This window comes from Variovorax sp. UC122_21 (genome assembly GCF_044056785.1).
GTDB lineage: Bacteria > Pseudomonadota > Gammaproteobacteria > Burkholderiales > Burkholderiaceae_C > Variovorax.
Map to the genome: position 1 here is coordinate 2,029,630 of NZ_CP172003.1, position 12,926 is coordinate 2,042,555.

At 69.1% G+C, this 12,926-nt stretch carries 12 protein-coding genes and 1 pseudogene; 12 read left to right on the plus strand and 1 reads right to left on the minus strand.

The window, feature by feature from the left end; translation table 11 throughout:
* The first annotated feature begins 23 nt into the window (after window positions 1–23).
* The 7 genes and pseudogenes from ACHMXE_RS10370 to ACHMXE_RS10400 all read left to right on the plus strand — a co-directional run bounded on the left by ACHMXE_RS10370 (window position 24) and on the right by ACHMXE_RS10400 (window position 8,082).
* Window positions 24–2,210 (plus strand): TonB-dependent receptor, encoded by a 2,187-nt coding sequence (locus tag ACHMXE_RS10370; protein ID WP_395347344.1) that lies wholly within the window; start codon window positions 24–26, stop codon window positions 2,208–2,210.
* A gap of 13 nt (window positions 2,211–2,223) precedes the next feature.
* A pseudogene (locus tag ACHMXE_RS10375) lies at window positions 2,224–3,763 on the plus strand (PepSY domain-containing protein).
* Entirely contained in the window at window positions 3,760–4,374 is a 615-nt protein-coding gene (locus tag ACHMXE_RS10380; protein ID WP_395345906.1) for an SCO family protein, read from the plus strand. The pseudogene ACHMXE_RS10375 and the gene ACHMXE_RS10380 overlap by 4 nt, the downstream one beginning before the upstream one ends.
* Window positions 4,375–4,466: 92 nt before the next feature.
* Window positions 4,467–4,868, plus strand: a complete 402-nt coding sequence (locus tag ACHMXE_RS10385) for a RidA family protein (RefSeq protein WP_395345907.1) — start codon at window positions 4,467–4,469, stop codon at window positions 4,866–4,868.
* Between the two features lie 4 nt (window positions 4,869–4,872).
* Entirely contained in the window at window positions 4,873–5,892 is a 1,020-nt protein-coding gene (locus ACHMXE_RS10390; protein WP_395345908.1) for a pyridoxal-phosphate dependent enzyme, read from the plus strand.
* A gap of 109 nt (window positions 5,893–6,001) precedes the next feature.
* Window positions 6,002–6,985, plus strand: a complete 984-nt coding sequence (locus ACHMXE_RS10395; RefSeq protein WP_395345909.1) for a tripartite tricarboxylate transporter substrate-binding protein — start codon at window positions 6,002–6,004, stop codon at window positions 6,983–6,985.
* Window positions 6,985–8,082 (plus strand): DUF2817 domain-containing protein, encoded by a 1,098-nt coding sequence (locus ACHMXE_RS10400; RefSeq protein WP_395345910.1) that lies wholly within the window; start codon window positions 6,985–6,987, stop codon window positions 8,080–8,082. Before ACHMXE_RS10395 ends, ACHMXE_RS10400 begins: the two co-directional genes overlap by 1 nt.
* Before the next feature lie 12 nt (window positions 8,083–8,094).
* Here the strand turns inward: ACHMXE_RS10400 and ACHMXE_RS10405 are convergent, their stop codons facing one another.
* Window positions 8,095–9,000 (minus strand): LysR family transcriptional regulator, encoded by a 906-nt coding sequence (locus ACHMXE_RS10405; RefSeq protein WP_395345911.1) that lies wholly within the window; start codon window positions 8,998–9,000, stop codon window positions 8,095–8,097.
* A 155-nt stretch (window positions 9,001–9,155) separates the two neighbouring features.
* Here ACHMXE_RS10405 and ACHMXE_RS10410 point away from each other — a divergent pair, with 155 nt between their 5' ends.
* The 5 genes from ACHMXE_RS10410 to ACHMXE_RS10430 all read left to right on the plus strand — a co-directional run bounded on the left by ACHMXE_RS10410 (window position 9,156) and on the right by ACHMXE_RS10430 (window position 12,729).
* Entirely contained in the window at window positions 9,156–9,944 is a 789-nt protein-coding gene (locus ACHMXE_RS10410; RefSeq protein ID WP_203207567.1) for an aldolase, read from the plus strand.
* Window positions 9,945–9,964: 20 nt separating this feature from the next.
* Window positions 9,965–10,870, plus strand: a complete 906-nt coding sequence (locus ACHMXE_RS10415) for an amino acid ABC transporter substrate-binding protein (RefSeq protein ID WP_395345912.1) — start codon at window positions 9,965–9,967, stop codon at window positions 10,868–10,870.
* Window positions 10,871–10,884: 14 nt separating this feature from the next.
* Window positions 10,885–11,607, plus strand: coding sequence for an aspartate/glutamate racemase family protein (locus ACHMXE_RS10420; protein ID WP_395345913.1), 723 nt, complete (start codon window positions 10,885–10,887; stop codon window positions 11,605–11,607).
* A gap of 368 nt (window positions 11,608–11,975) precedes the next feature.
* Window positions 11,976–12,374: a hypothetical protein gene (locus ACHMXE_RS10425; protein ID WP_395345914.1), complete on the plus strand. Its 399-nt coding sequence runs from the start codon at window positions 11,976–11,978 to the stop codon at window positions 12,372–12,374.
* Between the two features lie 46 nt (window positions 12,375–12,420).
* Window positions 12,421–12,729, plus strand: coding sequence for a hypothetical protein (locus tag ACHMXE_RS10430; protein ID WP_395345915.1), 309 nt, complete (start codon window positions 12,421–12,423; stop codon window positions 12,727–12,729).
* Window positions 12,730–12,926 lie beyond the last annotated feature (197 nt).

Sequence of the window (12,926 nt, forward strand, 5' to 3'; positions counted from 1 at the left end):
AGAAGAGAGATCCCGTGCCTTTCATTGCCATTTCCCACGGCCGTGGTGCCGAGCGCCTGCGCGCGCGTGCGCTGTCCTGCTTCGCGCTCGGCGCCTTCGCCGCGCCGTTCGCGCAGGCCCAGGTCCAGACCACGCTGCAAGCGATCGAGGTCGACCCGCCACCCGCGCCCGCGCCGAACGGGCGCCTCAACCTCGACACGCCTTCCGACACCGGCAGCCGCCTCGGCCTGACGCCGCGCGAGACGCCGGCCTCGGTCAGCGTGGTCGACCGCGCCACCATCGAGGCACGCGGCGCGCAGGACACGCAGGAGATCCTGCGCGCGGTGCCCGGCATCACGGCGCACAACGCGCCCGGCAACATCGGCGTGAGCTACCGCGGCTTCGGCGCCGGCTCGCTGAGTCAGATGTTCAACGGCATCAACGTGCAGTACTCGATCGCCGCGCGGCCGGTCGACAGCTGGATCTACGACCGCGTCGAGGTCATCGGCGGGCCCTCGAGCTTCCTGTTCGGCGCGGGCGCGGTCGGCGGCTCGATCAACTACATCAGCAAGATCGCCGAGCGCAGCGACCTCACCGAGGCCCGGCTGCGCCTGGGCACGCAGCAGCTCAAGGAAGCCTCGATCGGGCTCAACCGCCGCATCGCGGGCGATGGCGGCGCGGGCAGCCACTACGCGCGCATCGACCTCAACCGCAAGGATGCCGACGGCTGGACCGACGGCACGCGCACGCGCGCCACGCAGCTCGCGGCCTCGCTGCTGTCGGACTTCGGCGGCGGTGTCACGCACACGCTGGCCTATGAGTACCAGGACGAGTGGGTGGACCGCCCGTACTGGGGCACGCCGCTGCTCAATCCCGTGGTTGGCAGCCTGCGCGTGGACCCGGCCACGCGCTTCAAGAACTACAACAGCGCCGACGGCATCTATGCGCAGCGCGTGCAGTGGCTGCGTTCCATCGCGGACTGGCGCGTGTCCGATGCGCTGCAGCTGAAGAACACCTTCTATGCCTACGACGCGCTGCGCGACTACCGCAACGTCGAGAGCTACCGCTTCAATGCGAGCAACACGGCCGTGATCCGCTCGGGGGCCCTGCTGCAGCGCCATGACCAGCAGGTGGTGGGCGACCGCATCGAGGGCCTCTACAAGGGGCAGCTCGCGGGCCTGCGCAGCGACTGGTCCTTCGGGCTGGACTTCAGCGTCAACAAGCAGACGCGCTTTCCGAACAGCCTGCCGGCCACCGTGAGCACGGTGAACCCCTACCTCTTCGCCACCGAGCCCTTCTTCGCGGTGCCGGGCATGCGGCCGGGCTTCAACCCCGACCGCGACAACAAGGTGACGACCACCGCGCTGTCGATCGAGAACCGCACGGCGCTCGCGCCCTCGCTGCACCTCGTGAGCGCGCTGCGCCACGATCGCATCGAGCTCGCGCTGACCAACCGTCGCGCCATCAGCGCCAGCGCGCCGGCCAGCTACCGGCGCAACTACAACCCGACCACGGGACGCGTCGGCCTGGTGTGGGACTTCGCGCCCGGCGCCAACCTCTATGCGCAGTACGCGACCGCAGCCGATCCGCCCTCGGGCGTGCTGTCGACAGCCTCTTTCGCCGACGTGATGAACAACAGCGAACTCACGACCGGCCGACAGGCCGAGGTCGGCGCCAAGCTCGATTTCTGGCAGGGCAAGGGCACCGCGACCGTGGCGGCCTACCGCCTCTCGCGCAAGAACATCGCCACGCAGGACCCGAACAACAGCGCGCTGACCGTGCTCGTGGGCGAGCAGTCGTCGAAGGGCGTGGAGATCGCGGTGGGCCTGCAGCCCACGCCGCAGTGGTCGCTGCAGGGCAACCTGAGCTACGTCGACGCGAAGTACGACAACTTCGTGCAGAACGGCGTGTCGCTCGCGGGCCGCACGCCGACCAACACGCCGGCCGTGGTGGCCAACCTCTGGGTGTCGTACGCGATCACGCCCGCGCTGCAGGCCAGCGTGGGGCTGCGCCATGTGGGCAAGACCTACGCCGACGCGGCCAACAGCGCGCGCTGGCCGTCGTACACACTGGTCGACCTGGGCCTGTCGTGGAAGATCAACCGCTCGCTCACGCTGGTGGGCCGCGTGCGCAATGCCACCGACCGCATCTACGCGGCCAACCTCGGCAGCAGCTTCGCCTACCTGGGCGCGCCGCGCACTGGCGATCTCAGCCTGCACGTCGCGTTCTGAGGAGGGCTGGTCCATGGCCCATTTCAAGCGCTGGCTGTTCCTGCTGCACCGCTGGCTCGGCATCGTGGTGTGCGCCTTCTTCGCGATGTGGTTCGTCTCGGGCGTGGTGATGATGTACGTGGGCTATCCCAAGCTCACCGAGTCGGAGCGGCTGCTGCATCTGCCGCCGCTCGCGGCCGATGCCGCGCTGCTCGGGCCACGCGAGGCGCTCGATGCGGCGGGCATCGCGGGGCCGCTCAAGGAGCTGCGCCTGGCTGTGGCCAGCGGCGGCCGCGCCGTGTACCTCGTGCAGCCCGCGGGCGGCAAGAGCAGCGTGGTGATCGACGCGGCCACCGGCACGCCGTTGCGCCATGTCGACCGCGAACTCGCGATGGCCAGCGCCGCGGCCTTCGCGGGGCCGGGCGTGGGCCTGGTGTACGAGGGCACGCTCGACGAGGACGCCTTCACCCATTCGCGCGCGCTCGACGCGCACCGGCCGCTGTATCAGGTGGCGCTGGCCGATGCGGCGCACACGCGGCTCTATGTCTCGGGCCGCACCGGCGAGGTGGTGCGCGACGCGCCGCGCACCGAGCGGCTGTGGAACTACGCGGGCGCGTGGATTCACTGGCTGTATCCCTTGCGCGGCGGCGCGCTCGATCCGTACTGGGCCGACATCGTCAACTGGCTCTCGATCCTGGGCATCGCGGTCACGCTCATGGGCACGGCCGTCGGCATCCTGCGCTGGCGTTTCGCGAGCCGCTACCGCAGCGGCTCGCGCTCGCCGTACCGCGGTTTCATGATGCGCTGGCATCACATCACCGGCCTGCTGTTCGCGGCCGTCACGCTGACCTGGATCTTCAGCGGGCTGATGTCGATGAATCCCTGGCGCGTGTTCGACAGCGGCGCGCCCGCATTGCGCACCGAGGCGATGAATGGCGGGCCGCTCGCGCCGCCGGCCGGCGCCGCCTCGCCCCAGGCGCTGATCGCGGCCGCGGGCGGCACGGTGCGCGAGCTGCGCTGGACCCGCGCCGCGGGACGCGATCTCGTGCTCGTACGCGGCACCGCGCTGCGCCCCACGGTGCTCGATGCCGCGAGCGCCGCGCCGACGGCGCTGGACGCCGACATGTTGAAAGCCGCGGTCGCGAAGCTCTGCGCGCGCGCCGGTCGCGCGCATCGAGGTGCTGACCGCCTACGACAGCCACTACTACACGCGCGAGCCGCACACCATGACCGGTGGCGGCGACAAGCCGCTGCCCATCTGGCGCGTGGTGTTCGCGGACGAGGCCGGCACCTGGGCGCATGTCGATCCGCGCACCGGTGCGCTGCTGAACCGCAGCGACAGCCATCGCCGTGCCAGCCGCTGGCTGTTCGCGATGCTGCACAGCTGGGACTGGCGCCCGCTGCTCGAACGCCGCCCGTTGTGGGACCTCGCGATGGTTCTGCTGAGCCTCGGCGGCGCGGCGCTGAGCCTCACGGGCGTGGTGATCGGCTGGCGCCGGCTGGGCCGCAAGCTGACACCGAAGCCGGCGGCCCGGCGCATTCCCCCATTCACTCCCTCGAAGGAACATCCATGACCCGCGTACTCCCGACGACCCGCCGCCGCCTGCTGCTGGGCACCGCCACGCTGCCCCTGTGGGCCGCGCTGGCCGCCTGCGGCGAATCCGAGCCGAAGCCGAGCTTCACCGGCACCGACATCACGGGCGCCAACTACGGCCGCGACTTCGCGCTCACCGATCCCGACGGCAAGCGCCGCACGCTGGCCGACTTCAAGGGCAAGGTGGTGATGATCTTCTTCGGTTTCACCCAGTGTCCCGACATCTGCCCGACCGCGCTGACGCGCGCGGCGGAGGTCAAGCAGCAGCTGGGCGCGGCCGGCGACGACCTGCAGGTGATCTTCGTCACCGTCGATCCGGAGCGCGACACGCCCGAGGTGATGCGTGCCTACACGGCGGCCTTCGACCCGAGCTTCCTCGGTCTGCGCGGCGATCTCGCGCAGACCGAGGCGACCGCGAAGGAGTTCAAGGTGTTCTACGAGAAGGTGCCCACGCGCACTTCGTACACCATGGACCATTCGGCCTTCACCTACCTGATCGACCGCAAGGGCCGCATGCGCGTGGTGATGCGCTATGCGCAGAGCGCGAGCGAATTCACCGCGGACGTGCGCGCGCTGCTGGCGGCGGGCTGAGGGAAAGTCCCCCATGCGCGGCGTCGCTCGCGCATAAGTTTTCGCCCGTCGCGCAAAGGACGCGCCGCGCGGCCGTCTATAGACTGCGCCGCATGCAGACCGCCCCGACGCCCGCCGTGGCCCCACCGTTCTTCTCCCCCTCGCGCCGCGAGGGCGAGTTCGTCTTCGTCAGCGGCCAGATGGCCTTCGACGCCCAGTGGCGCATCGAAGGCGACACGGTCGGCGAGCAGACGCGGCGCTGCCTCGGGCGCATCGGCGAGATCCTCGCGGCCGAGGGCCTGGGGCTGGCCGATGTCGCGAAGACCACCGTGTGGCTCTCGCGCTTGGAGGACTTCGCCGAATTCAACCGCAGCTATGCCGAATGCTTCGACCCCGCCGCGGGCCCCGCGCCCGCGCGCTCGACGGTGCGTGCCGACCTGATGGTGCCGGGCGCGCTGGTCGAGATCGAAGCCATCGCGCGCACACGCAGCGCAAGCCGCGCACCTGGAGCCTGACGCCATGAGCACCGCATCCCCAGCCGCTTCCGAACTGCCCGACCTCGACCTCGAGGCCATCCGCGAGACCGCGCGGGCCAATGCGCAGGCGCTGCTGCGCACGCCGGTCGCGCCGCTGCACGGACCCACGGTCGAGCGCCTGCTCGGCCGCGCCGACGTGCACATGAAGCTCGAGCTGTTCCAGCGCACCGGCACCTTCAAGGCACGCGGCGCGCTCAACGTGGCGCGCCGACTGTCCCCCGAGCAGAAGGCGCGCGGCATCACCGCGATGAGCGCCGGCAACCACGCGGTGGCCGCGGCCTTCGCGGCGCGCGAGGCCGGCGTCTCCGCGAAGATCGTGGTGCAGGCCTCGGCCAATCCGGCGCGCGTGGCGATGGCGCGCGCCTACGGCGCCGAACTGCTGATCGCGCCCGACGGCGCCACCGGCTTCGCGATGGCCGAGGCGCTGGTGCGCGACGAGGGCCGCACCTTCATCCATCCCTTCGAGGGCGAGGGCACCTCGCTCGGCACTGCCACCGTGGGGCTCGAGTTCGCCGAGCAGGTGCCGGGCCTCGACACGGTGCTGGTGGCCGTGGGCGGCGGCGGCCTGGGCAGCGGCGTGGCCACGGCCATCCGCAAGCTGATGCCCGGCTGCCGCGTGATCGGCATCGAGCCCGAGGGCGCCGACGTGATGCGGCGCAGCTTCGAGTCCGGCTCGCCGCAGCGCATGGAGAAGCTCTCGACCATCGCCGACAGCCTGGCGCCGCCGATGACCACGCCGATGGCCTACGGGCTCTGCCGGCGCCACATGGAGCGCATCGTGACCGTGAGCGACGACGAGATCTGCCGCGCGATGGCCGTGATGTTCCGCGATGCCAAGCTGGCGGTGGAGCCGGCCGGCGCCACGGCGCTCGCCGCGCTGCTCGGGCCGCTGCGCGAGGAACTGCGCGGGCAGCGCACCGGGCTGATCGTCTGCGGCGCGAACCTCGATGCCGAGACCTACGCGCGCCAGCTCGCGCGCGGCGAGCAGTTGCTCGAGGCCTGAGCGCCGGCTTTTCCTCTTCGTTGCGTTCGTTGTTCCGTGGCCGGTGGGTGCGCGTCGCGCCCGCCAGCCGCTCGTTGCCGTCCGTCCCTTGTCTTTCGGAGATGTCCCGATGAAGCGTCGCGCCTTCCTGCCCCTGCTGCCCGTCGGCGTCATCGCCGCGGCCTTGCCGCCGCTGGCCGCGGCGCAGCCGTCCGCCACGGCCGGCCGCACCATCCGCCTGGTGGTCGGCTATCCCGCGGGCGGCACGGCCGACGCGGTGGCGCGCCTCTATGCCGAGGAGCTGCAGAAGCGCCTGGGCGCCACCGTGGTGGTGGACAACCGCCCCGGCGCGGGCGGCCAGATCGCGGCCGAGCAGTTCCGTGCACTGCCGCCCGACGGCAGTGCGCTGCTGCTGGGCAACAGCCACATGTTCTCGACGCTGCCGCTGACCTCGCGCTCGGTGAAGTACGACCCGGTGAAGGACTTCGCGCCGGTGGCCCGGCTCGCGACCTTCGAGGTGGCGCTCGCGGTCAGCGCGGCGCAGCCCGCGAAGACGCTGCAGGAGTACCTCGCGCTGGCGCGCGCGAAGCAGGAGGCGCGCAGCTTCGGCGTGCCCGCCGCGGGCAGCTCGCCGCACTTCGTGGGCTACGTGGTCGGCAAGAAGGAAGGCATCGAGCTGCTGCCCGTGCCCTACAAGGGCGGCGCGCCGCTGCTGGCCGACCTGATGGGTAACCAGATTCCGGCGGCCGTCGATGCGCTCGGCGGGTTCCTGGGCGCGCACCGCGCCGGCAAGATCCGCATGCTGGCCGTGACCGGCCCGCGCCGCGCGGCCAGCGTGCCCGAAGTGCCGACCTTCGGCGAGCTCGGCTTCACCGCGCTCGGCAGCTCGAGCTGGGTCGGGCTGTTCGCGCCGCCCGGCACCTCGCAGGCACTGGTCGATCGCGTGAGCGCGGCCGTGGCCGAGATCGCGGCGCTGCCGTCCACCACCGCGGGCCTGGCCAACGTGGGCTTCGATCCCGCGGCCGGAAATCCGCAGCAGCTGCGCGAGGCGGTGCGCAGCGAACTCGCGCTGTGGCAGCCGATCATCCGGGAATCCGGCTTCCAGATCGATTGATGAGCGCAGCGCCGATGATCCCGACCGACACGCTGTTCAGCGCCGACTATGCGACGGCGCGCCGCAAGTTCCTCGCCGCCTGCGCGCTGCGCGGCCTCGCGCCCGAGGTGCATGGCCATCCGCTCGCGGGCGCGCAGGGCGAGGCGCTCGCCACCGACGTGGTGCGCATCGGCCCGGCCGACGCGCAGCGCGTGCTGGTGCTGACCTCGGGCGTGCATGGCGTGGAGCTGTTCGCGGGCTCGGGCTGCCAGATCGACTGGCTGCTGACGCAATCGGCCGATGACCTGCCGCCCGATACCGCCGTGGTGCTGGTGCATGCGATCAATCCCTGGGGCGCCTCCTGGCTGCGGCGCTACACCGAGGACAACGTCGACCTGTGCCGCAACTTCATCGACCATGCGCAGGCGCCGCCCTCGCACAAGTACGCGCCGCTGCATGCCGCGATCGCGCTCGATCCCGGCGATGCCTCGGCCGTGGCCGCGGGCGATGCGCTGCTCGCGGACTTCGCGCGCAGCCATGGCAGCGAGGCGCTCTACAACGCGCTGATGGCCGGGCAGTACAGCTTCGCGCAGGGCATGGGCTTCGGCGGCCAGGCGCCCACGTGGTCGCGCCTGACCATCGAGGCCGTGCTGCGCCGCCATGGCGCGTCGGCGCGCGAGGTCTGCCTGGTCGACTACCACACGGGCCTCGGCCCCTACGGCTACGGCTCGCTGGTCGCGCTGCAGCAGGGCGAGGCGCTGGCGCGCATGCGCGAGGTGTTCGGCGAATGGGTGGTGGCGGTGCACGAGAGCGGCGCGCCCGAGGACTTCGCGCCGGTCACGGGCCACAGCACGCCGGCCTACGAACGCGCGCTGCCGCAGGCGCGCGTGACGGCGGCCGTGCTGGAGTTCGGCACCGCGCGGCCGCAGCGCATGCTCGAGCTGCTGGTGCGCGACCAGCGCGAATGGGCGACGGGCATCGGCCGCACGCAGCTGTCGGACACGCGGCGCGAGCTGCTGCGCTTCTTCTATCCGGGCGAGCCCGCGTGGCAGCGCAGCCTGGTCGACCAGTCGCGGCAGGTGATCGCGAACGCGCTGCGCTGGTTGGGCGAGGCCTGAAGCCGCGCGAGCCTACGCGTCGTCGTCGACCTGCGCCAGCGAAGTGCGGAAGGCCTGCAGCAGGTCGTCGAAGTCGGCGCGCCTGCGGCCTTCCGCGACCGACAGCGCCGACACCGTCACCGGGATGCGCGGCGAGACGCTGCGCACCGACAGCGATTCGCCGCGCGCGAAGCCCGCGGTGAAGGAGTCGATCACACAGGGCCCAAAGCCGTCGAGCGTGAGCAGCAGCGCCGATTGGTAGGTCTGCGCCGAGAGCCGCGTGCCCGCGAACACCGCGCTCTCCGACAGCAGGCCCAGCAGGGCCTTCCCGACGAGGTCGTCCTTGTCGATGCCGATGAAGTCGCGCGCCGCGATCTCGGCGATCGGCATGTCCGCGGTGTCGGCGCGCTTCCTTGCACCGGCTTCGCGGCGCTCGACCCACACCAGGTGGCCCGTGCCCACCACCTCGGAATCGATCGGTGGCGCGTCGATCTCGCCATAGGCAATGCCCAGGTCGCATTCGCGCAGCGCCACCGAGCGCGCGATCTCGTCGGAATGGAGGATCTTGATCGAGGCCGCGCTGCGCGGATGGCGGGCCTTGAACGACGCGAGCGCGCGCGACAGGCAGGTGGTGGACAGCGAGGGCACGATCGCGATGCGGAACTGCGCCAGGTGGTCGGGCCGCAGCGACTGCGCGAGGCGCCGCAGTTCGTCGACCTGCTCGAAGATCTTCTGCGCGCGCAGATGCAGCTGCCGTGCCTCGGGCGTCGGCTTCATGCCGCCCTTGTCGCGCACGAACAGCGCATAGCCGAGCTGCTGCTCCGCATGCTTGAGCGTCTGCGTCACCGCGGGCTGCGTGACGTTGAGGATGCGCGCCGCGGCACTCACGCTGCCCGACAGCATGATCGCGTTGAAGACCTCGATGTGCTTGAGTTTCATAGGGGGGCCATTAGAAGACCTTATCGCGTTGCGTCAAATTCTGATTTGACGCTCCCGGGCCCCGGATCGGAGACTTCGATGCATGGAAGACAGACGGGGCGCGCCGATCATGGCGCACGCCGGAAGTCGACGGCAACAACCGGCATCGGGAACCTATGGCGCATTCATTGGCGGTGGACCACACCGCACGACACGAGATCGATCCTGGCCTGTTCGACACGCCCGAGGTGCGGCAGGCCTGCATCGACCTCGCCGCCTGCTTTCGCATGGCTGCGAGGCTCGGCATGGAAGAGGGCATCTGCAACCACTTCTCGGCGGTGGTGCCGGGCTTCGACCACTGCTTCATCGTCAATCCCTTCGGACTGGCCTTCGACGAGATCCGCGCTTCCGACCTGATCATCTGCGACTTCGACGGCCGTGTGCTCAAGGGCGACCGGCCGCCCGAGATCACCGCGTATTTCATCCACGCGCGGGTGCATAGAAGCTTGCCGCGCGCCCGTGTCGCGTTCCACACGCACATGCCGTATGCGACCAGCCTCGCGCTGGTCGAAGGTCAGCCGCTGCAATGGGCCGGCCAGACCGCGCTGAAGTTCTACGGGCGCACGGCGGTCGACGACTTCAATGGCCTCGCGCTCGATGCGAGGGAAGGCGACCGCATCGCGGCGGCGATCGGCGACGCCGACGTGGTGTTCATGCGCAACCACGGCGTGATGGTGGTCGGCAAGACCATCGCCGAGGCCTGGAACGACCTGTATTACCTCGAGCGGGCCTGTGAGGTGCAGGTGCTGGCCGAGTCCACGGGCCGCAAGCTCAGCCCCGTGCCGAAGGAACTGGCCGCGGCCACCTATGCGCAGATGCGCAGCGGCGGCAACGAGAGCGCGGTCCAGCACCTGGCGAGCATCAAGCGGCGCCTGCTCAAGACCGATCCCGATTACCTGCTCTGAACGTCACACCCGTACCTCACATGAAATCCCGTCTTCCGCATCTCGCTATCGCCGCCCTCGTATTCGCCTGCCTGGGCGCGAACGCCGCCGAACTGACCGGCCGCCTCAAGGCCATCAAGGAGCGCAACACCATCACCGTGGCCTACCGCGAGTCCTCGATCCCGTTCTCCTACCTCGGCGGCAACGGCCAGCCCATCGGCTATGCGCAGGACATCTGCCAGAGGATCGTCGAGGACATCAAGACCGCCATCGGCAGCCCGGACCTCGTGGTGAAGCGCCAGGCCGTGACCTCGCAGAACCGCATCCCGCTGATGCAGAACGGCACCATCGACCTCGAGTGCGGCACCACCGTCAACAACCCCGAGCGTCAGGCGCTGGTGAGCTTCAGCACCACCTACTTCGTGGTCGGCACCAAGTTCGTTTCGCGCAAGGCCGACAAGCTCGCCACGCTGCAGGACCTCAAGGGCAAGACCGTCGTGGCGACCACGGGATCGAACACCGTGATGCGCCTGCGCGGCATCGACCGCAAGGAGAGCCTGAATCTCAACCTGATCCAGGCGAAGGATTTCTCGGACAGCATGCTGACCTTTACCTCGGGCCGCGCCGATGCCTTCTTCGAGGACGACATCAACCTGGTCGGGCAGATCTCGTTCTCGCTCAACCCGGCCGATTTCAGCCTGAGCACCGACACCCTGAGCCGCGACCCCTATGCGGTCATGCTGCCGCGCGGCGAACCCGAGTTCAAGGCCGTGGCCGACAAGGCCATCGCGCGGCTGTTCGCCAGCGGCGAGATCAAGGCGCTCTACGACAAGTGGTTCCAGTCGCCGATTCCGCCGCGCGGCGTGAACCTGCATTTCCCCATGAGCGATGCGCTGGCCAAGGTGATCGCGAAGCCGACGGATTCGCCGAATCCGGCGGACTATTGAGCAAGGGGATTCGCATGCCCGGCACCCGCAAGGTCGGCATCCTGGGCGGCATGGGACCTGCGGCCGGCGCGGACTTCCTGCGGCTCTTCGTCGGCGCCTGCGAGGCCCGGCTGCGCGCCAGCGGCAGTCCCGTGTCCGACCAGGCCTTTCCCGAGCATTGGCTTGCGCAACTTCCGGTGCCTGACCGCACGCTGGCGCTGCTCGAGGACGGCCCCTCGCCCTTCGAAGGGATGGTGAGCGGCATCGAGGGACTGCAAAGCCACGGCGTGGCGACCATCGCGATCGCATGCAACACCGCGCATGCGTGGCACGCGAAGCTGCAGCGCTCGCATCCCGACGTGGAGCTGCTGCACATCGTCGAGGAGACCGCGAAGTACCTCGCGGCCCAGCGCATCGACGCGGTGTGCCTGCTCGCGACCCAGGGCACGTACAGCCTGGGCTTCTACCAGGCGGCGTTGGCGGAGCGTGGCATCGGCTGCCATCTGCCGACGGAGCCGGAGAGAGAGCAGGTCATGCGCGGTATCCGCGATGGCGTCAAGGCCGGGGACCTCGGACTCGCGACGCGGCTGTTTGCCGAGGTGGCGCGGCGGATGGTCGAGCAGCATGGGTGCGAGAACCTGCTGCTGGCCTGCACTGAGATACCGCTGGCGCTGCATGGTGTGCCGGGGCATGCGGGGGGCGCGGTTGGTGGATCCGGCGGATGTGTTGGCGAGGGCGTTGGCCAATCGGGCGTATGAGATGGGTTGATGCCGAGCGCAGGCCCAGTGAGCCGCTGGCTTTGGATATTCGGGGCCCAAAGACCTTGGCGCGTTGGCGCAGTTGGGGAATGCCGTTCGGTATCTGCGTTGGCAGCCAGGATGCATACGGATGTGATCCCGCGCGTGCCATCGGAGTTTGAACAACGCGCTAGCCGAATCGTGCGGATGCCGATGTCGCGCTTCTCCGCAGAGGTTGGACGATGCGCCGCGAGCAGCTGCTTTGAAGCGGCTACCGAAATTCGGTCCTGCGCGAATGGGTAGTATCGGCCAGAAGCCGACCTTCGCGTCCGCCCCCTGAATTCAATCGAGATGCCATCCACGTGCGGCGCCCAACAGACTACGAGGCGATGAAGAAACTGCTCATTCAACGTGCAACGACAGGTGAGGGGCAATTCATTCGCCAAATAGGCTTCCCTCGGTTTGGTCATGTAGTGCTTTCCGTAGAGCCCTCATCCCGCAGTGGCCTCTCGTTCCAGTGGGAAGTTTCGCCGGAACAGATACCTGAGATGTTCAGGGATGCCGTCCGCAGGGGTGTGAGCCGCATGTTCGAGCCAGGCGCAAAGTTTGATCAATACGAACCTGATGGCATCTTGATTCGCGTGGTTGGCGGCTCATCGCACGATACCGACTCCAACGAAGGGAGCTTCGAGATTGCTGCGATGAAAGCCTTTGTGATGGCTCTGGCTCTGGCTCTGGCTCTGCCGTCTGACGAGGCCACCGGGTTGCCGGGCAGTTCGAGAGGCTGAGGCGCGTGGCACAGTTCGGCCATAAGTAGACCTCGACGAGAGCCTCATGATTCAAGTCAAGTACCCCGAGATGCGCAAGGAACTCGAAGAGCATGTTCGGGCGCTCGCCGACCCTGCGTACCAGAGACGGGTGTGGGTTGAAGGGAAGGCCGAAGGCTCAGTGCGGCACGATGAATTCGACTACGCGGTGCACTTCCTCTATGACGACACGAAGCTCGCGAGCGATGCACCATCGACAGTTGGCTGGATTCTGAAGGATGCTTCGGAGGCCGAACACATCGCGGCTCTTGTGCGGTCCATCGATGTCGTGTTTGCCAAGTATGGAACTAAGCATCTCGGATGCGGAGTACATTGACCTTCCTGAATGGCGGGCCGTGGTTCTTGCGGCGAAAGCCGTGGAGGCTTTCATGGTGGAGCGCTAGCTTCGCCGGCAGAATGCGGTCAGAAGCGGACAGTCGCAAACTTCATGATTTCATCTACGAGAACGGCGAGAACAATTGGGCTGCTGTGCTTGAGCCTTCTCGTCACTTACGGGGCGAGCGCTGAGTCAAC